Here is an 18,559-nt window from a genome sequence, read left to right as displayed (position 1 = left end):
TCGCTCTCCCACGGGCTTCAAGGCCCAAAGATGCTCCGGTCTCTCGTCCGCCACCGCACCTGCTGCAATAGCAGAGTCGGCAAGGGACAAGTTACAAGGATGCCGGCAGGCAGGTGAGGGGCAGCGCCAACGCCTGAGGAATATCCGCTGGCCAGCTCAAATGCGCCGTACTCGCTCAAATACCCCCAACAAAGAAAAAGGCCCGCGAACCTTACGGTTCGCGGGCCTTCGTCAGCCGTAAACGAAGCGAAATCAGCTCTTCAGCTTGGCATTGCAGAGGCTGTAGAAGCCGCCGCCCTTCTGGATCCACCTGAGCCCATTCAGCGTGTTGGCGTCCTTGTTGGCGTAGTAGAGCTCGAGGCAGGTGTGCATGCGGCCCTTGCCCGGCGTCTCGCTGGCATACTTCTTGGAGATCGCCGTCGGGAACTTCACGCCCTTGGGAGCGGCAACGGTGGGCTTCTCGGGCTCGCTGGTGTAGGTCGCCTCGGTCGGAGCCGGCACCGTGTCGTCGTCGTCCGCGGCAGCGCCGCACTCTGCCTTGCGGAAGTCGTTCCACTTCATGCCGTTCAGCTTGTTGGCGGTCTTGGCCGCCTGATACTTGGCGCTGCAATCGGCCATGCTGAGGCCCTTGCCGCCTTCAGCGGCGGCGGCTTTGGTGGTTGCCTTGGCGGGTTCCGCCGCGGCGGTGGCGCCGGGGCCGCATTCGGCCTTGCGGAAGTCGTTCCACTTCATGCCGTTCAGCGTGCCGGCGGCCTTGGCGGCCTGGTATTTGGCGCTGCATTCCTTGGCGGTCAGGCCCTTGGCGGGTTCTTCGGTCGCGGCCGCCGCCTTGGTCGTCTTGGCGGGCTTGGCGTCGGCAGCAGCGGCGGTGGCACCGGCGCCGCACTCGGTCTTGCGGAAGTCGTTCCACTTCATGCCGTTCAACGTGCCGGCGGCCTTGGCGGCCTGGTATTTGGTGCTGCATTCCTTGGCGGTCAGGCCCTTGGCCGCGTTGTCGTCGGTGGCAGCGGCGGCCTTGGTGTCGGTCTTGGCCGCATCGCTCGCCTTCGCCGTCTTCTTGGCGGCTTTGGTCTCGGCGGTCGTTGCCGCCGCGTCGGTGCCGCATTCAGCCTTGCGGAACTGGTTCCATGTCTGGCCGTTAAGTGTTCCGGCGTCCTTGGCCGCGTTATACTTGGTGCTACACTCGGCCATGGTCAGCGCATTGGCCGGCGCCGCCAGGAACAGGGTTGCGACGGCTAATCCCGTCAAGGTTGCAAGTCGGTGGATGAGCATGGCGTTTTCTCCGTTGCTGCCGCCCATAGGTTGTCCCTTTGCGAAACCAATAGCCCTCAACGCCCGCCCGCGCCAGATGCCAGCGGCGCGGACACCCTCACAAACTGTGTTGCTCCCGATAAGGTGATGGAATCCTTGCGCTCAGATGCCCTCGAGCAAGGTCTGGCGGGCGATTCCGGACCCCATGGAGCTGCAACGCCTGGTCGTTCCCGCAAGAAGGACCGCCATGATAGACTGTCGAATCGCTTGCACGGCCCGCAACAATGATTTTCTAAGGAATGGTAATATATAATCACGAAATGTGATGTTCGGGTGCGGCTCAATTGTGGCAATACGAGCGGCTGAAAAACCGACGGGGATCAGGGAACGCATGGCAGGGCAGTATTTCGGCACCGACGGTATTCGCGGACGCGCCAACAAGTTTCCGATGACGGCGGAAGTCGCCATGAGGGTCGGCATGGCCGCCGGCCTTTCGTTCCAGCGCGGCAGCCATCGCCACCGTGTCGTGCTCGGCAAGGACACCCGGCTTTCCGGCTATATGATCGAAAACGCCATGGTCTCGGGCCTGTGCGCCGCCGGCATGGACGTGTTCCTGCTCGGTCCCATCCCGACGCCGGCCGTCGCCATGCTGGTGCGCTCGCTGCGCGCCGATATTGGGGTGATGATCTCGGCCTCGCACAACCCCTACTACGACAATGGCATCAAGCTGTTCGGCCCTGACGGCTACAAGCTCTCCGACGAGATCGAGGAGCGCATCGAGGGCATGCTGGACAAGGACATCGATCTGGCGCTTGCCGATTCCGACGGGCTGGGCCGCGCCAAGCGCGTCGACGGCGTGCATGACCGCTATATCGAATTCGCCAAGCGCACGCTGCCGCGCTCGATGTCGCTGTCGGGCCTGAGGATCGTCGTCGACTGCGCCAACGGCGCCGCCTACAAGGTGGCGCCCGAGGCGCTGTGGGAACTCGGCGCCGAGGTCGTGGCCATCAATGTCGAGCCCAATGGCTTCAACATCAACAAGGAATGCGGCTCGACCCATCCGGCAGGCCTGCAGAAGAAGGTGCATGAGGTGCGCGCCGATATCGGCATCGCGCTCGACGGCGACGCCGACCGGGTGGTGATCGTCGATGAGAACGGCACCATCGTCGACGGCGACCAGATCATGGCGCTGATCGCAGAGTCCTGGCACCAGAGCGGGCGGCTGGCCGGCGGCGGCGTCGTTTCGACGGTGATGTCCAATCTGGGCCTGGAACGCTTCCTCGGCGACATGAAGCTGCAGCTGCACCGCACCAAGGTCGGCGACCGCTATGTCGTCGAGCACATGCGCGCGCATGGGCTGAATGTCGGCGGCGAGCAGTCGGGCCACATCGTGCTCTCCGATTTCTCGACCACGGGCGACGGGCTGGTCTCGGCGCTGCAGGTGCTGGCCTGCATCAAGCGGCAGAACCGGCCGGTCAGCGAGCTGTCGAAGAAGTTCGAGCCCGTGCCGCAGCTTCTGAAGAATGTCCGCATCGCCGGCGGTAAGCCGCTCGAGGAAGCGCCGGTCAAGGCGGCGATCGAGGAGGCGCGCAACCGGCTTGGCAAGGCCGGGCGCCTGGTCATCCGCCCCTCCGGCACCGAGCCGCTGATCCGCGTCATGGCCGAGGGCGACGACCCGCAGCTGGTCGAGGCTGTCGTGAACGATCTCGTCGGCATCATTTCGGAAACCCGCAGCGCCGCCTGATCCGAGCGCGCACGGCCGCCGAATTCGCGAAGCCCGCCATCCGGCGGGCTTTTTTGCGCAATCGCCTCGGCAAGGCCGGGCCGGCCGGGCGAGCAGTTCGCTCTAAAATTGTATAGATTCGTAGTTAATCGGTACGGTTAAACGGCTTTTAACCTTTGCAATTCATTATCCACACCCGAGGTCAATCGCATTCGGGCGGATTCGTTGTTCCGAGGCTTCTTAGGGGTGACAAGCATGTTCAATACAGCAAGAATGGCACTGTTTGCCGCGCTGTTCGCGGGGGTGGCCGGACCGGCGCTTGCCGCCGATCTCGCGGAACCGCCAGTGGTCGAAGCGGCGCCGCCGCCGGTCACCTACGAGCAGCCCGTCGACGTCGGCGGGTGGTATATCCGCGGCGACATCGATTATCACTGGTCGCGTTTCGGCGGCGGCGACTATATCACCTATGGCGCGGCACCGCAGATCCCCGGCAGCTTCGACAGCGGCAAGCTGAAGGGCGCCTTCTCCGCCGGCGCCGGCGTCGGCTACCAGATCAACCAGCACTTCCGCACCGACCTGACGGGCGACTGGATGTTCGGCTCGAAGTTCCGCGGCTCGACCAGCGGCTTCTGTAACACGCCCGCTCCTGGCACGCCTTGCGTGTCGACCGACACCTCGTCCTATTCGGCGCTGCTGCTCCTGGCCAATGCCTATGTCGACATCGGCACCTGGCACGGCTTCACGCCCTATGTCGGCGCCGGTATCGGCGGTGCCTGGGTGAAGTGGGACACGCTGCACAACAGCGACGCCGACGGCGATTTCTTCCATCGCGGCGGCAAGGGCTGGCGCTTCGCCTATGCCCTCATGGCCGGCACGTCCTACTGCCTGACCGACCGCGTCAAGCTGGACGTCGGCTATCGCTACAGCCACATCAACGGCGGCAAGATGTTCGACTACGAGGCGACCAGCAACGTCGGCCCGGGCTACGACCGCGGCATCGACGTGCACGAAGTTCGCGGCGGCCTGCGCTACCAGTTCGGCAGGTCCGACTGCGCCCCGCCGCCGGAGCCTTATGTTCCGGAGCCGGAGCCGATCTATACCAAGTAAGCGCCTGAATATTCGAGAAGTTCCTCAGCCGCCCGGCCTTGCCGGGCGGTTTTTCGTTTGCAAGAAAAGTCAGGTCGAAAGCTCTTCGAAATCAATTCGCTAACGCTCTGTTATCCTTAACCGGCACTTAACCACTATGGTTAACAATGCTCCTTGAAAAACGGTGCTGCGCTTGCGGCGCGCGCCAAGTTCGGGAGCCGGGGACATGGTATTCAAATCGCGTATTGCGCTGGCGCTGGCCGCCATCGTGCTGATGCCGGTGACGCAGGCGCTGCCGGCCGACTACGATCCGCCGATCTATGTCGACCAGGCGCCAGACTACGTGCCGGTCGAGGTCGGCTCGGGATGGTATCTGCGCGGCGATATCGGCTACGCGTTCAGCCATCCGTTCGAGCATCAGATCTCGGCGAGCGGAGCGACCAGCTTCACCAACGACAGCAGCCTGTTCACGGGCAGCATCGGCATGGGCTACCACCTCAATGACTTCCTCAGGGTCGAACTCAATGGCGGCATCCTGCCGACCAACAAGTTCGGCGACCACGCAGTGGTGCCGGACGGCTGCGCCGGCCACACCAATACGGTGACGATCGGGCCCGGCGGCGTCATCATCATCGGCACGGCCCCGGATACGGAAGACTGCGTGGCCACGAACCGCGCCACCAACAAGGGCTACAGCGTGATGGCCAATGGCTATGTCGACCTCGGCACCTATGTCGGCATCACGCCCTATGTCGGCGGCGGCATCGGCGTCGCCTACAACAAGTATTTCAAGACCCAGGGCGAGCGCAATTGCGTCGAGATCGCGCCGGATTCGTCGGGCGGCGGCGGCTTCACCTGCGATGATCCGGCGGGTTACCAGGGATCGGAGGATTCCGAAGCAAAATTCAACCTCGCCTATTCGATCGGCGCCGGGTTCTCCTATCAGGTGAGCAAGAACCTCTCGGTCGATCTCGGCTACGAGTACTTCTCGGTGCCGAGCGCCAAATACGTGGCCTTTGACAGCGGCGCCTTCAACATCCACAAGGGTATCGACTACCAGACGGTCAAGCTCGGGCTGCGCTACGATCTCTGGTAGGTCCGCCGGGGCAGGATTCTTGACGGCGGGTCCGTGGCCCGCCGTTTGCTTTTGCGGGCCGCTGCTTGCCGACTCAGCGCGAGTATCCCGCCAGCGACAAAAACTTTCCTCTTGACGCCGGAAGCCTGAACGCATATCGCCGTCCGTGGGCCACCCCTCCCCAACGAGGGGCCACTATCTGGAAGGATAGACCACGATGACGACGCTTACGAAGCCCGGACTCCGTCCGGCAAATCCCAATTTCTCCTCAGGTCCCTGCGCAAAACGTCCCGGCTGGTCGGTCGAGGCGCTGAAAGCTGCCGCGCTCGGGCGCTCGCACCGCGCCAAGATCGGCAAGAGCAAGCTCGAACAGGCGATCGAGCTGACGCGCGACATCCTCAAGGTTCCGGCCGACTACCGCATCGGCATCGTGCCGGCGTCCGACACCGGCGCGGTCGAGATGGCGCTTTGGTCGCTGCTCGGCGAGCGCGGCGTCGACATGGTCGCCTGGGAAAGCTTCGGCTCGGGCTGGGTCACCGACGTGGTCAAGCAGCTGAAGCTCGCCGACGTGCGCAAGTTCGAGGCCGGCTATGGCGCGCTGCCGGACCTGGCCGGCATCGATTTCGACCGCGACGTGGTCTTCACCTGGAACGGCACGACGTCGGGTGTGCGGGTGCCGAACGGCGATTTCATTCCCGCCGATCGCAAGGGTCTGACCATCTGCGACGCGACCTCGGCGGCTTTCGCGCAAAGGCTCGATTTCGCCAAGCTCGACGTCGTCACCTTCTCCTGGCAGAAAGTGCTGGGCGGCGAGGGCGCGCACGGCATGCTGATCCTGTCGCCGCGCGCCGTCGAGCGGTTGGAGACCTACAAGCCTTCGTGGCCGCTGCCGAAGATCTTCCGCCTCACCTCGGGCGGCAAGCTGATCGAGGGCATCTTCAAGGGCGAGACGATCAACACGCCGTCGATGCTGTGCGTGGAAGATTATCTCGACGCGCTTCATTGGGCGAAATCAATCGGTGGCCTCGACGCCCTGGTCGCCCGCGCCGACGCCAATGCGGCGGTGCTCGACCGGTTCGTCGCCAAATCATCCTGGCTCGGCCATCTCGCCGTCGACCCGGCGACGCGCTCGAACACCTCGGCGTGTTTTTCCTTCACAGATCCAGATGTCGCGGCGCTCGACGCCGACGGGCAAGCGGCTTTCGCCAAGGGGCTGGTCTCGGCGCTCGACAAGGACGGCGTCGCCTATGACATCGGCGCCTATCGCGATGCACCGCCTGGCCTGCGCATCTGGTGCGGCGCAACCGTCGAGACCGCCGACCTCGAGGCGCTGCTGCCTTGGCTCGACTGGGCCTTTGCCGCGCAGAAGGCGTCGCTGAAGGCAGCGGCCTGAGTTTCTGGCGGGCGGCCCCCAAGGCCGCCCATTTCCAACCGGATCAATCCCATTCGAAGGAGGCCGCCATGGCGCCCCGCGTTCTCGTCTCAGACAAGCTTTCAACCACCGCAGTGCAGATCTTCAAGGATCGCGGCATCGAGGTCGACTATCTGCCCGATCTCGGCAAGGACAAGGAAAAGCTCGCCGAAGTCATCGGCCAGTATGATGGCCTCGCCATCCGCTCGGCCACCAAGGTCACCGAAAAGCTGATCAACGCCGCGACCAATCTCAAAGTCGTCGGCCGCGCCGGCATCGGCGTCGACAATGTCGACATCCCGGCGGCCAGCCGCAAGGGCATCATCGTGATGAACACGCCGTTCGGCAATTCGATCACCACCGCCGAGCACGCGGTCGCGATGATCTTCGCGCTCGCCCGCCAGATCCCGGAGGCCAATGCCTCGACGCATGCCGGCAAGTGGGAAAAGAACCGCTTCATGGGGATCGAGATCACCAGCAAGACGCTGGGCGTGATCGGCTGCGGCAATATCGGCTCGATCGTCGCCACGCGCGGCGTCGGGCTGAAGATGCATGTCATCGCCTTCGACCCGTTCCTCTCGGACAGCCGCGCCGAGGAGCTCGGCGTTCAAAAGGTCGAGCTCGACGAGCTTTTCGCGCGCGCCGACTTCATCACGCTGCACACGCCGCTGACCGAAAAGACACGCAACATCATCGACGCGGCGGCGATCGCCAAGATGAAGACCGGCGTGCGCATCATCAATTGCGCCCGCGGTGGGCTGATCGTCGAGGCCGACCTGGTGGCGGCGCTAAAGAGCGGCAAGGTGGCGGGCGCCGGCATCGACGTGTTCGAGGTCGAGCCGGCCGAGAACAACGAACTGTTCGGCATGGAAAACGTCGTGGCGACGCCGCATCTCGGCGCCTCGACCACCGAGGCGCAGGAGAACGTAGCGCTGCAGGTGGCCGAGCAGATGTCCGACTACCTGATCAAGGGCGCCGTCTCCAACGCCATCAACATGCCCTCGATCACCGCCGAGGAAGCGCCGCGACTGAAGCCCTTCGTCAAGCTCGCCGAGGTGCTCGGCGCCTTTGTCGGCCAGGTCACCGAGGATCCGATCAAGGAGGTCGAGATCCTGTTCGACGGCTCGACCGCGACCATGAACACGCGCGCCCTGATCAGCGCGGCCCTTGCCGGCCTGATCCGGCCGCAGGTCTCCGACGTCAACATGGTGTCGGCGCCGATCATGGTGAAGGAACGCGGCATCATCGTCGCCGAGGTCAAGCGCGACAAGTCGGGCGTCTTCGACGGCTACATCAAGCTGACCGTGACCACCGAGCACAGGACCCGGTCGATCGCCGGCACTTGCTTCTCGGACGGCAAGCCGCGCTTCATCCAGATCAAGGGCATTAATCTCGACGCCGAGGTCGGCCGCGACATGCTCTACACGACCAATGCCGACGCGCCCGGCATCATCGGCCTGCTCGGCACGGTCTGCGGTGAGAACGGCGTCAACATCGCCAACTTCCAGCTTGGCCGCAACCGGCCGGGTGGCGACGCCATCGCGCTGCTCTATCTCGACGCGCCGTTCCCGGAAACGGTCCTGGAGCAGGTGCGGGCGCACAAGTCGATCGACTCGGCGAAGCGACTGCGGTTCGACGTCGGCGGCGACTGAACGAAGTCTCGCCGGTTTGCATGACAGCGCCGCGCGTGCGATAGCCCGCGCGGCGTTTGCATTTGTGCCGGGCGTCGGCTTGGCGGGAGCGCCCGGGAGCAAAGCCGCGGCATCGCGCCCCGCTCGCCCGGGCAAATGGCGCGGCAGGCAAAATTCTTATGCCTTTGGCCGTTTTCGGCGGCAAAGAATGGTCGCGTTCGCCGGGTCTTGACGCTATAGAGGCCTGTCGTTTTCAAGCCGCAAGTCGGCATCTCAAGGGAAAAGCAACATGGCCAATGTGGTGGTCGTCGGCTCGCAGTGGGGCGACGAAGGCAAGGGCAAGATCGTCGACTGGCTGTCGGAGCGGGCCGACGTCGTCGTGCGCTTCCAGGGCGGCCACAATGCCGGCCACACGCTGGTCGTCGACGGCAAGGTCTACAAGCTGTCGCTCCTGCCCTCCGGCGTGGTGCGGCAAGGCAAGCTGTCGATCATCGGCAATGGCGTGGTCTTCGATCCGCACGCGTTCGTCGCCGAGGCGGCGAAACTGAAGGCGCAAGGCGTCGAGGTGACGCCGGACCGCCTGAAAATAGCCGAAAACACCGCGCTTATCCTGTCGCTGCACCGCGAACTGGACGGATTCCGCGAGGACGCCGCCTCCAATTCCGGGACGAAGATTGGCACGACCCGCCGTGGCATCGGACCCGCTTACGAGGACAAGGTGGGCCGGCGCGCGGTCAGGGTGATGGATCTGGCGGATTTGGAAACGCTTCCCGTGAAGGTCGACAGGCTGCTGACGCATCACAATGCGCTGCGTCGCGGGCTCGGCCACCCGGAAGCGACGCATGAGGCGATCATGCAGGAGCTGACCTCGGTGGCCGGCGAGATCCTGCCCTATATGGACCGGGTCTGGAAGGTTCTCGACGACCGTCGTCGCGCCGGCGAGCGCATCCTGTTCGAAGGCGCGCAGGGCACGCTGCTCGACATCGACCACGGCACCTATCCGTTCGTCACCTCGTCCAACACCGTCGCCGGCCAGGCGGCGGCCGGGTCGGGCGTCGGTCCAGGCGCCATCGGCTATGTGCTCGGCATCACCAAGGCCTACACGACGCGTGTCGGCGAAGGTCCGTTCCCGACCGAGCAGAAGAACGAGATCGGCGAGTTCCTCGGCACGCGCGGCCATGAATTCGGCGTCGTCACCGGCCGCAAGCGCCGCTGCGGCTGGTTCGACGCGGTGCTGGTGCGCCAGGCGGTGGCCGTCAACGGCATCAAGGGCATCGCGCTGACCAAGCTCGACGTGCTCGACGGGCTGGACGAGATCAAGGTCTGCACCGCCTACCGCCTCGATGGCGAGACGATCGACTATCTGCCGGCAAGCCAGGGCGCGCAGGCACGTGTCGAGCCGGTCTACGAGACGCTCGAAGGCTGGAAAGGCACCACCGCCGGCGCGCGCAGCTGGAACGATCTGCCGGCCCAGGCGGTCAAGTATGTCCGATACATCGAGGAGCTGATCGGCGCGCCGGTGGCGCTGCTTTCCACCAGCCCGGAGCGGGATGACACGATACTTGTGACCGATCCGTTTCAAGACTAGTTTCTCAGCCTTTCCAGGGCATAGCGGCTGATTTGCGGGGGCCGGCCCAGGAACAAAATGCAGGTCCACTGAAGCATGGCAGATTTCATCACCGTTCTGAAAAAGACGATCGACAGTCTCAGCGAGAACACGCCGGAGATGCGGTCGAAGGTCTATGACAAGGCGCGGGCGACAATCGCCAAGAAGCTTGCGGACCACGTCCCGCCTTTGGCGCCGTCGGTCGCCGATCAGCAGAAGCGCACTCTCGAGGATGCCATTTCCAGCGTCGAACGGGGCTATGCCAAAAGCGCGCCGGCGGCCGATCCGCTGGCCGAGCTGGAGCACATCTTCTCCTCGATCGACCGCAACAAGAACCAGCCGAGCCATGTCCGGCAGCCTGTCGTCGCCAAACCCGAACCGGCCAGGCCGGAGCCCGCCAAGCCCGAACCGTTCCGGCCGGCGCCGCCCGTCGCCAAGACGGAGCCAGGCTGGCAGAAGGCGCCGCCAGCGCCGCCGCCATTCGAGACCGATGTCCCCCTGGCTGGCATGGACAGCTCGGTGCCGAACGACCAGGATGAGGTCTTCGACAACGACCAGGAGCCGGCGCCGGCCGAAACTTTCCAGCGGCTGCGCCCCGCCGCGCGCAAGCGCAGCTATGGCGGGCTCATCGCCGCGGCCGCCGTGCTCGTGGTGATCGGCGGCGGTGGCTACGGCATCTGGCTGAACAAGGACGCATTCGGCTCGATGCTCGGTCTTGGCGGAGATAAGACCGTCACCACCGAGCCGCTGGTGAAGCCGGCCAAGCCTGCCGCCGACGCCGCGGCGGCGCCGCCGGCGGCGGGCGCCGGCGAACCGTCCGAGGCGACCAAGTTCACCCAGCGCCTGACCCCCGAGGGCAAGGAGACCGATCCCGGCCCGGCCGGCGGGCAAAGCGGCATTGGCGAAGGCGAATCCGTCGCTGCGCTGACGACACCGCCGTCAGCCGCTCCGCCGCCAGTCAGCCAGCCGGCAGCGGCTACCGCCGCACCCGCGGTTCCCGCGCCCGGTGCAACGCCGCCGGCCGATGCTGCCGCACCTGCCGCTCCCGCCGATGCTGCCGCACCCGCCGCGCCGGCTGATGCGGCCGCTGCGCCGCCAACACCGGCCGCCGGCGCACAGCCCGCGCCGGCAGCCGGCGCCGCACCGGCCGCTGGCGCTGCGCCAGCCGCACCGGCCGCCGCGCCGACTGAAACCGCGCTGCCGGTCGGCCAGAAGGCGATCTTCTATGAAGAGCGCACCAGCACCCAGCAGGGCTCGGCCGAGCCCGGCAACATCGTCTGGTCGCTGGTGCAGGAATCGCCGGGCGGCGATCTGCCGCCGGAACCGGCGATCCGCGCCGAGGCGACCATTCCGGGCAAGGACATCCAGCTGCGCATGACGATCAGGCGCAACACCGACCAGACGCTGCCGGCCAGCCACATCATCGAGATGATCTTCCTGACGCCGGAAGGGTTTGACGGCGGCGGCGTCGACAACATCCTGCGCATCGCCATGAAGAGCTCCGAACAGGATGCCGGCAGCCCGCTGATCGGCATCCCGGCCAAGATCGCAGACGGCTTCTTCCTTGTTGCTCTCAACGACACCAAGGCTGACGAGGACGCCAATCTGACGCTGCTCAGGGGCCAGGACTGGATCGACGTTCCGGTCGTCTACAAGACCGGACGCCGCGCCCTGCTCACCATGGAAAAGGGCATTCCCGGCGAGAAGGTGTTCGACGAGGCGCTGAAAGCCTGGCAGGCGAAAACGTCGGGATGAGGAAGGGCTGTCGTCGGCTCAGAAGCCTTGGAACAGCCTGGCGGCGAAGACGTCATAGCGGGCCATCAGAACTGCCGATGCTCCTTGAGCGGAACGCCATGCTTGTCGACATAGTCGTTCCAAGCATCCATGGTGGCGCGGTTCTCAAGCTTCCATAGCGGCGTTTTCTCGGCGGCGACCGCTTCGGCTATCCCGGCTTCGGCGGCTCGCGAGACGTTCACATTGAGCCCCTTCGCTTCCTTCATGATCTGTGAATCGATCGACAGATTTGCCGGCTGACGAACCGCGTTCGCGGCTATCTTGCGCATGATGGCCTCCGCAACATGCGTATATGCGCATTGTACGGTTACGGCAGCGAGGCGGCGTTGATTGCCGCTCACCCCTCCATCTCTTCCCGCAGCATCTCCAGTTCGAGCCACTCCTCTTCCAGCGCCGCGAGCGTTACCCGCTCCTTGTCGAGGGCGGCGATGGTCTTCTGGAACGAGGCCGGATCGCGCTCGTAGTAGGAGGGGTCGGCGATATTGTTCTCCAGCCGGGATATCGAGGCGGTTACTGCCTCGATCTTCTTTGGCAGCGATTCCAGCGCGAATTTCTGCTTGAACGACAGTTTCTTCGCCGGGCCTTTCGGCGCGGCCGTTTCAGATCTCGCTGCGGCGGGCGTTTCGCCGGCCTCCGCCCTTGGCCTTGCCTTGCGGTCTTCGAGCTTCGAGCCGCCGCGCTGCGCCAGCATGTCGGAATAGCCGCCGGCATATTCGATCCAACGGCCGCCGCCATCCGGTGCGATCACGCTGGTGACGGTGCGGTCGAGGAAATCGCGATCGTGGCTGACCAGGATGACGGTGCCGGCGAAGCCGGCCACCAGTTCCTGCAGCAACTCCAGGGTCTCCATGTCGAGGTCGTTGGTCGGTTCGTCGAGCACCAGCAGGTTGGCCGGCCTGGCCAGAACGCGGGCGAGCAGCAGGCGCGCCCGCTCGCCGCCCGAAAGCTCGCGCACCGGCGTGCGCGCCTGCTCCGGCTTGAACAGGAAGTCCTTCATGTAGGAGACGACATGGCGCTGCTCGCCATTGACGAGAAGGTTCTCGCCGCGCCCGTCGGTGAGGTAATGCGCCAGCGTCTCCTGCGGATCGACGGCCTCGCGCTTCTGGTCGAGCGTGGCGATCTCGAGATTGACGCCGAGCCGCACCGAACCGGCATCCGGCGCCAATTCGCCGGTCAGCATCTTCAAAAGCGTGGTCTTGCCGGCGCCGTTCGGCCCGACCAGGCCGACGCGGTCGCCGCGCTGGATGCGGGTGGAAAAACCCCTGACCACGGTGAGGTCGCCGAAGCTCTTTTCGATGCTCTTGGCCTCGATCACCAGCTTGCCGGACTCGGCGGCGTCGCTGGCCACCAGGGTGGCAGTGCCCTCGGCGCCGCGATGGCTGCGGAAACGCTGGCGCATGGTCTGCAACTCGCCGAGCCGTCGCATGTTGCGCTTGCGCCGTGCGGTCACGCCGTAGCGCAGCCAGTGCTCCTCGCGCACGATCTGGCGGCCGAGCTTGTGCTGCTCGCGCTCTTCCTCTTCCAGCACCTGGTCGCGCCATTCCTCGAAATGGCCAAAGCCCTTGTCCAGCCGCTTGGTCTGGCCGCGGTCGAGCCAGACGGTGGCGCGCGACACGCGCTCGAGGAAGCGGCGGTCGTGCGAGATCAGGATCACCGCCGAGGAGGTGCGGGCAAGCTCCTCCTCCAGCCATTCGATCACCGACAGGTCGAGATGGTTGGTCGGCTCGTCCAGCAGCAGAATGTCGGGCTCCGGCGCCATGACGCGGGCAAGGGCGGCGCGGCGCGCCTCGCCGCCGGACAGGTCGTTCGGCCGCTCCTCGCCGGTGAGGCCGAGATGCTCCATCAGATAGGTGGCGCGGTAGGGATCGTCGGCCGGCCCGAGCCCCGCCTCGACATAGGCGCGCACATTGGCGAAGCCATCCATGTCGGGCATTTGCGGCAGGTAGCGCACCGTCGCCGAAGGCTGGCGGAACACCTCGCCGTCCTGTGGCTCGATCATGCCGGCGGCGATCTTGAGCAGCGTCGACTTGCCGGAGCCGTTGCGGCCGACCAGCGCGATCTTGTCCCCGGCGGATGCGCTGAGTGCCGCCCCGTCGAGCAGCGGCGTGCCGCCGAAGGTCAGTCTTATCCCGTCGAGATTGAGAAGAGGCGGGGCCATGTCAGCTTTCAGGAAGAGGATAGGGGTGAGCGAGCAGCAGCGCGCGGCCGTGGCCGAGAGCGATCTCAAGCCGCCCCTTGACCTCGTTGGATATAGTCAGCGACGAGCCGAACGCCACCTCGACATGGTCGAGCGGCCATTTGGCGCCGGTGACGCTGAGGCCGGAAAGATCGGAAAAGCCGAGCACTGAAAACAGCGTGCCGTCGGCATAGTCGAAGCCGGCCTTGCCCGGCAGAAGGGGGATGCCCTCCTGCGCGCCGCTGGTCAAAAGCACGCTGATGCCGGCCTCGGCCAGGCGGACGGCGAGGGCCAGATGCAGGAAGGCGTGGTCGGCACGCTTGCCGCCGAAGGCGCCGGCCAGCACCAGGGCGGTGGCGCCGCGCTCGAGGGCGGCAGCGATCGCCAGCTCGCCGTCCGTCTTGTCCTTCTCGGCCGGAAACACCTGGCGCGGCACGGCGGCCAGATCATGCGGCAAGTCCGCCGGCACGGAATCGAAATCGCCGACCCAGAGCTCGGGCGTCAGGCCCAGCATGCGGGCATGGCCGATGCCGCCATCGGCGGCGATGACGCGCGCGCCGGCGAGCTGGCTCTCGAGCCTAGGCGTGCGGACGAGGTCGCCGCCAAGCAGGATGGTGAATGTGCCCATGGGCGTCGCCCTTATCAGCCTCGCCGGCGAAACGGAAGCGGCGCCTTGGAAACCCGGCAAACTTCCGCTTGCGCGGTGCCGTGGCCGGGCCTATGTGTCGAAACGCTCTAACGGGGTGCCGGACGCGGGTTTTCGCGGGCCGGCTGAGAGGCAATCGCCAACCCGCTGAACCTGATCCGGTTTGTACCGGCGGAGGGATTAGACGTTTCGGAACATCCGACGCCTCAATTCCTTTCAACACCAACGAAGGAGGCGCCGATGCGCACGCTCTTATCCCACCTTGTTCTGGCCACCGGCCTGGTTTCGCTTCTCGCGGGCCCTGCGGCCGCGAAGGACAAGCTCACCGTCTACACCTATGAAAGCTTCACCGCCGAGTGGGGGCCAGGCCCGGCGGTGAAGAAGGAATTCGAGGCCGAATGCGGCTGCGATCTCGAATTCGTCTCGGTCGCCGATGGCGTGGCGTTGCTCAACCGCGTCAAGCTGGAAGGCGCGGCGACCAAGGCCGACATCGTGCTCGGCCTCGACACCAACCTGACGGCGGAAGCCAAGGCGAGCGGCCTGTTCGCACCGCATGGCGGCGTGTCCGGCCTCAACGTCCCCGGCGACTGGAGCGACGACACGTTCGTGCCGTTCGACTACGGCTATTTCGCCGTCGTCTACGACACCGAAAAGCTGAAAGTCCCGCCGAAGAGCCTGAAGGAACTGGTCGAGGGCAGCGCCACTGACAAGATCGTCATCCAGGATCCGCGCACCTCGACGCCCGGCCTCGGCCTGCTGCTCTGGGTGAAGTCGGTCTATGGGGACAAGGCGCCGGAAGCCTGGGCCAAACTCAAGCCCAAGGTGCTGACGGTGACGCCGGGCTGGAGCGAGGCCTATGGCCTGTTCACCAAGGGCGAAGCGCCGATGGTGCTGTCCTACACGACCTCGCCGGCCTATCACATGGTCGCGGAAAACACCGAGCGCTACCAGGCGGCGTCCTTCGAGGAGGGCGAATATCTGCAGATCGAGGTTGCCGGCATCACCACGGCAGGGGCGAAGAATCCACTGGCCGAAAAATTCATCGCCTTCATGACCGGCCCGAAATTCCAGGATGTCATCCCCGAGACCAACTGGATGTTCCCGGCCGGCAAGACCGACAATCCGCTCAATCCGGCCTTCGACAAACTGGTCAAGCCGACCAAGACCTTGCTGTTCAGCGCCGAAGAGGTCGCCGCCAACCGCAAGGCCTGGGTGGATGAATGGCTGGCGGCGATGAGCAAGTAGGTTTTTCGATGCTTGCGCCAAGCCACCCCCGCAAGGGGGGACAGATCACACAATCTTCGGAAGGGAGCCTTTGCCGTTGAGGACAGGCGCCGGCTCGGATGACTTGGCATCCTTCCTCTCCCCCGTCGATCGGGGGAGAGGTGGCGAGCGAAGCTCGACGGAGTGGGGGTCGACCTTGGCGCGCATCAAGACGATGCTTGCACGCGATCCTCTTTCCTGTGTCCGCTGCGGCGGTTTCCAGGTGGTTCCCCCACTCCGTCGCCGCTTCGCGGCGCCACCTCTCCCCCCTCCGGAGGGAGAGGAAAGGAGCCTCCGCGGGGGAGATGGCCGGCAGGACAGAGGGGGGCGCGAAGGAACTCGACGTTCATTGAGTTCGGGCCAACCAGCCATCCGGAGACTGGTGGTGCAGCGTGCAGCTCGCGCCTCGCTCTGACCCCCGCATCACCGCCGGCATCGCCGCGCTAGGCGCCATCGCCTTGCTGATCGGCGGGGCGTTTGCCGGCCTTGTCCTCGAAGGCGCGCATGATTTCTCCGGCGCCGCCTCGGCCTTCGATCCCTATCTGCTGCGCGTCGTGCGCTTCACGCTGTGGCAGGCGCTGTTGTCGACGCTGCTTTCCGTCGTGCCGGCGTTGTTCGTCGCACGCGCGCTCTCCCGGCATCCGCGATTTCTCGGGCGCGGCCTGATCCTGCAGCTCTTCGCCCTGCCGCTGGCGCTGCCGGCGATCGTTGCGGCGCTCGGCATTCTGGCACTCTATGGCAGCGCCGGCTATTTCGCCGGCCTGCTCGGCGGCCGGGATTGGCCGGGCATCTACGGACTGTCCGGCATCCTCGTCGCCCATGTCTTCTTCAACCTGCCCCTGGCCACGCGCCTGTTCCTCGAGGCGCTGGGCACTGTGCCGGCCAATCACTGGCGGTTGGCAAGCCAGCTCGGCATGGGCGTCCGGCCCGCCTTCCGGCTGATCGAGTGGCCGGCGCTGCGGGCAGCGCTGCCCGGTGTCGCCGGGCTGGTGTTCATGCTGTGCATCACCTCCTTCACCATCGTGCTGACGCTCGGCGGCGGGCCGGCCGCGACAACGCTGGAGGTCGCCATCTACCAGGCGCTGCGCTTCGATTTCGATCCGGCGCGGGCGGTGACGCTGACGCTGCTGCAGATCGCGCTGACCTTTGCCGTGGTGCTGGCGCTGACGCGGCTCGGCGCCAACACGGCCGGCGACGCCAACCTGCCGGTGGCGGCGCGCCGCTACCTTTCGGCGAGCCCCACGGAAACCTTGCTGAACGCGGCCCTGATCGTGCTCGCCCTGCTGTTCGTGGCCGGCCCGATGGCGGCGACGGTCGCGGCGGGCCTTGGCGCCGACCTTGGCCGGCTGGCCGGCGAGGGCGCGGTGCGACAGGCGACGCTGACCAGCGTGGGGCTGGCCTTCCTGTCGGCGTCGCTCGCGGTGGCGATGTCGCTGGCGCTGATCGCGGCGCGCCGGGCGCTGGCCCTGAAACGCCGTTCCGGCCGCAAGACATTGCTGGAACATGCAGCGGATACCGGCGCCGGCTTCGTCCTCGTCGTGCCGCCCATCGTCGTCGGCGCCGGCTGGTTCCTGCTCTTGCGCACGGTCGGCGACGTCTTTGCCGTTGCCCCGCTGATGGTCGTCACCGTCAACGCGGTGATGGCGATGCCCTTCGCCATCCGCGCGATCCGCCCCGCCTATGACGCGGCAAGCGAACGCCATGAAAGGCTCTGCCTGCTGCTCGGCATATCCGGCTGGAACCGGCTCAGCCTGATCGACTGGCCGTCGCTCAGGCGGCCGCTCGCCACTGGCTTCGCCTTTGCCATGGCGCTGTCGCTCGGCGATCTCGGCGTCATCGCGCTGTTCGGCAGCGATTCCGTGCAGACCTTGCCGTATCTTCTGCTGGCACGCATGGGCAGTTATCGCACCGCCGACGCCGCCGGCCTGGCATTGCTGCTCGGCCTCGTCTGCCTGGCGCTGGTGCTTGCCGCCGACCGGCTCGGGCGCGGGGAGAGATCATGATGCCGGCGAAGGAAAGCAGGGCGAAAGGAGCGACGGTTCGGCTGGAGGACGTGTCATTCGACTATGGCGAAGCGCCGTTCCGTTTCGACGTCGGGTTCGCCGCCGCGAAGATCACCGCCATCATGGGGCCGAGCGGTTCGGGAAAGTCGACGCTGCTCAACCTGGTGGCCGGTTTCGAGGCGCCGCGTTCGGGGCGCGTGCTGATCGATGGCTGCGACGTCAGCGCCGCGCCGCCTTCGGCACGGCCGGTCTCGATGGTTTTCCAGGAGAACAATCTGTTCGCCCACCTTTCGGTGGAGCGCAACGTCGGGCTCGGCCGCTCGCCATCGCTCAGCCTCGGCGAGGCCGACCATGCGGCGATTGCCGAGGCGCTGGCGCGTGTCGGCCTTGCCGGCAAGGAGAGGCGGCTGCCGCGCGAGCTTTCCGGCGGCGAGCGGCAGCGGGTTGCGCTGGCGCGTGTGCTGGTGCGCGACCGCCCGGTGCTCTTGCTCGACGAGCCCTTCGCCTCGCTCGGTCCGGCGCTGCGCGACGACATGCTCGACCTCCTCGCCAGCGTCCATGCCGAACGGCAGATGACGGTGCTGTTTGTCACGCACCAGCCCGAGGACGCGCGCCGCATCGGCCAGGACATGGTGTTCCTCGACAACCACACGGTCGCCGCGACGGGGACGGCGGCCGATTTCTTCGACGGCTCTGGACCGGACGCCTTCCGGCGCTATGTCGGCATGGGCGCGGCCAAAGGGTCGCGCCTCGACGACCGCGGATGAGGCGCTCGGGTTCTGTTCGATGCAGGCCGTTGCCTCAAAACCACAGTGCATTTTCGGGCGGCATGCATCGCCGCCGGATCATGGCGTGTTGCCCGGAAGCGGACATAATTTACGCTCAAACCGGGTT

14 protein-coding genes and 1 riboswitch are annotated in these 18,559 nt (G+C 65.9%); of the genes, 10 read left to right on the top strand and 4 right to left on the bottom strand.

The window, feature by feature from the left end:
- Positions 1-252: 252 nt before the first annotated feature.
- A complete protein-coding gene (locus PU724_RS16720; RefSeq protein ID WP_245509128.1) occupies positions 253-915 on the bottom strand; it encodes a hypothetical protein in 663 nt (220 codons plus the stop codon).
- 727 nt (positions 916-1,642) lie between these two features.
- Here PU724_RS16720 and glmM point away from each other — a divergent pair.
- From glmM to PU724_RS16685, 7 genes are all read left to right on the top strand, one after another.
- Positions 1,643-2,995 (top strand): phosphoglucosamine mutase, encoded by a 1,353-nt coding sequence (gene glmM, locus PU724_RS16715; protein ID WP_127393485.1) that lies wholly within the window; start codon positions 1,643-1,645, stop codon positions 2,993-2,995.
- 234 nt (positions 2,996-3,229) lie between these two features.
- Positions 3,230-4,081 (top strand): outer membrane protein, encoded by an 852-nt coding sequence (locus tag PU724_RS16710; protein WP_127311747.1) that lies wholly within the window; start codon positions 3,230-3,232, stop codon positions 4,079-4,081.
- A gap of 205 nt (positions 4,082-4,286) precedes the next feature.
- Positions 4,287-5,156, top strand: a complete 870-nt coding sequence (locus tag PU724_RS16705; RefSeq protein WP_127393486.1) for an outer membrane protein — start codon at positions 4,287-4,289, stop codon at positions 5,154-5,156.
- Between the two features lie 196 nt (positions 5,157-5,352).
- Positions 5,353-6,528, top strand: a complete 1,176-nt coding sequence (locus PU724_RS16700) for a phosphoserine transaminase (protein WP_320255287.1) — start codon at positions 5,353-5,355, stop codon at positions 6,526-6,528.
- Positions 6,529-6,596: 68 nt separating this feature from the next.
- Positions 6,597-8,198: a phosphoglycerate dehydrogenase gene (gene serA, locus PU724_RS16695; protein ID WP_354420140.1), complete on the top strand. Its 1,602-nt coding sequence runs from the start codon at positions 6,597-6,599 to the stop codon at positions 8,196-8,198.
- A 268-nt stretch (positions 8,199-8,466) separates the two neighbouring features.
- Positions 8,467-9,765 carry an adenylosuccinate synthase gene (locus PU724_RS16690; protein ID WP_292101036.1) on the top strand — a complete coding sequence of 433 codons (1,299 nt, stop codon included), beginning with the start codon at positions 8,467-8,469 and terminating at the stop codon, positions 9,763-9,765.
- Between the two features lie 75 nt (positions 9,766-9,840).
- Entirely contained in the window at positions 9,841-11,538 is a 1,698-nt protein-coding gene (locus PU724_RS16685; RefSeq protein WP_354420139.1) for a hypothetical protein, read from the top strand.
- A 65-nt stretch (positions 11,539-11,603) separates the two neighbouring features.
- Here the strand turns inward: PU724_RS16685 and PU724_RS16680 are convergent, their stop codons facing one another.
- The 3 genes from PU724_RS16680 to PU724_RS16670 all read right to left on the bottom strand — a co-directional run bounded on the left by PU724_RS16680 (position 11,604) and on the right by PU724_RS16670 (position 14,381).
- Entirely contained in the window at positions 11,604-11,846 is a 243-nt protein-coding gene (locus PU724_RS16680) for a type II toxin-antitoxin system CcdA family antitoxin (protein ID WP_127286941.1), read from the bottom strand.
- 68 nt (positions 11,847-11,914) lie between these two features.
- The gene (locus PU724_RS16675; protein WP_354420138.1) at positions 11,915-13,735 is read right to left on the bottom strand and encodes an ABC-F family ATP-binding cassette domain-containing protein; all 1,821 of its coding nucleotides are present in this window, start codon (positions 13,733-13,735) and stop codon (positions 11,915-11,917) included.
- Position 13,736: 1 nt separating this feature from the next.
- Positions 13,737-14,381, bottom strand: coding sequence for a thiamine diphosphokinase (locus PU724_RS16670; protein WP_354420137.1), 645 nt, complete (start codon positions 14,379-14,381; stop codon positions 13,737-13,739).
- 101 nt (positions 14,382-14,482) lie between these two features.
- Positions 14,483-14,596, top strand: a riboswitch (TPP riboswitch).
- Positions 14,597-14,639: 43 nt separating this feature from the next.
- On the opposite strand from PU724_RS16670, the gene thiB reads away from it, so the two are divergent.
- The 3 genes from thiB (at position 14,640) to thiQ (ending at position 18,432) form a co-directional block, all read left to right on the top strand.
- On the top strand, positions 14,640-15,644 hold the full coding sequence (gene thiB, locus PU724_RS16665) for a thiamine ABC transporter substrate binding subunit (RefSeq protein WP_354420136.1): 1,005 nt from the start codon (positions 14,640-14,642) through the stop codon (positions 15,642-15,644).
- 410 nt (positions 15,645-16,054) lie between these two features.
- Entirely contained in the window at positions 16,055-17,665 is a 1,611-nt protein-coding gene (gene thiP, locus PU724_RS16660; protein ID WP_354420135.1) for a thiamine/thiamine pyrophosphate ABC transporter permease, read from the top strand.
- Entirely contained in the window at positions 17,665-18,432 is a 768-nt protein-coding gene (gene thiQ, locus PU724_RS16655; RefSeq protein ID WP_354420169.1) for a thiamine ABC transporter ATP-binding protein, read from the top strand. Before thiP ends, thiQ begins: the two co-directional genes overlap by 1 nt.
- The last annotated feature ends 127 nt before the right edge of the window (positions 18,433-18,559 follow it).

The sequence above is a fragment of the Mesorhizobium abyssinicae genome, assembly GCF_049887195.1.
GTDB lineage: Bacteria > Pseudomonadota > Alphaproteobacteria > Rhizobiales > Rhizobiaceae > Mesorhizobium > Mesorhizobium abyssinicae.
This window is presented reverse-complemented; position numbering and strand designations above follow the sequence as displayed.

Excerpts from the sequence above, each read along its gene's own strand:
- PU724_RS16700 (WP_320255287.1), top strand. The coding sequence starts at position 5,353 with ATGACGACGCTTACGAAGCCCGGACTCCGTCCGGCAAATCCCAATTTC.
- thiB (WP_354420136.1), top strand. The coding sequence starts at position 14,640 with ATGCGCACGCTCTTATCCCACCTTGTTCTGGCCACCGGCCTGGTTTCG.
- PU724_RS16680 (WP_127286941.1), bottom strand. The coding sequence starts at position 11,846 with ATGCGCAAGATAGCCGCGAACGCGGTTCGTCAGCCGGCAAATCTGTCG.
- thiQ (WP_354420169.1), top strand. The coding sequence starts at position 17,665 with ATGCCGGCGAAGGAAAGCAGGGCGAAAGGAGCGACGGTTCGGCTGGAG.
- PU724_RS16705 (WP_127393486.1), top strand. The coding sequence starts at position 4,287 with ATGGTATTCAAATCGCGTATTGCGCTGGCGCTGGCCGCCATCGTGCTG.
- PU724_RS16675 (WP_354420138.1), bottom strand. The coding sequence starts at position 13,735 with ATGGCCCCGCCTCTTCTCAATCTCGACGGGATAAGACTGACCTTCGGC.
- PU724_RS16710 (WP_127311747.1), top strand. The coding sequence starts at position 3,230 with ATGTTCAATACAGCAAGAATGGCACTGTTTGCCGCGCTGTTCGCGGGG.
- glmM (WP_127393485.1), top strand. The coding sequence starts at position 1,643 with ATGGCAGGGCAGTATTTCGGCACCGACGGTATTCGCGGACGCGCCAAC.
- PU724_RS16685 (WP_354420139.1), top strand. The coding sequence starts at position 9,841 with ATGGCAGATTTCATCACCGTTCTGAAAAAGACGATCGACAGTCTCAGC.
- PU724_RS16720 (WP_245509128.1), bottom strand. The coding sequence starts at position 915 with ATGAAGTGGAACGACTTCCGCAAGACCGAGTGCGGCGCCGGTGCCACC.
- PU724_RS16690 (WP_292101036.1), top strand. The coding sequence starts at position 8,467 with ATGGCCAATGTGGTGGTCGTCGGCTCGCAGTGGGGCGACGAAGGCAAG.
- PU724_RS16670 (WP_354420137.1), bottom strand. The coding sequence starts at position 14,381 with ATGGGCACATTCACCATCCTGCTTGGCGGCGACCTCGTCCGCACGCCT.
- serA (WP_354420140.1), top strand. The coding sequence starts at position 6,597 with ATGGCGCCCCGCGTTCTCGTCTCAGACAAGCTTTCAACCACCGCAGTG.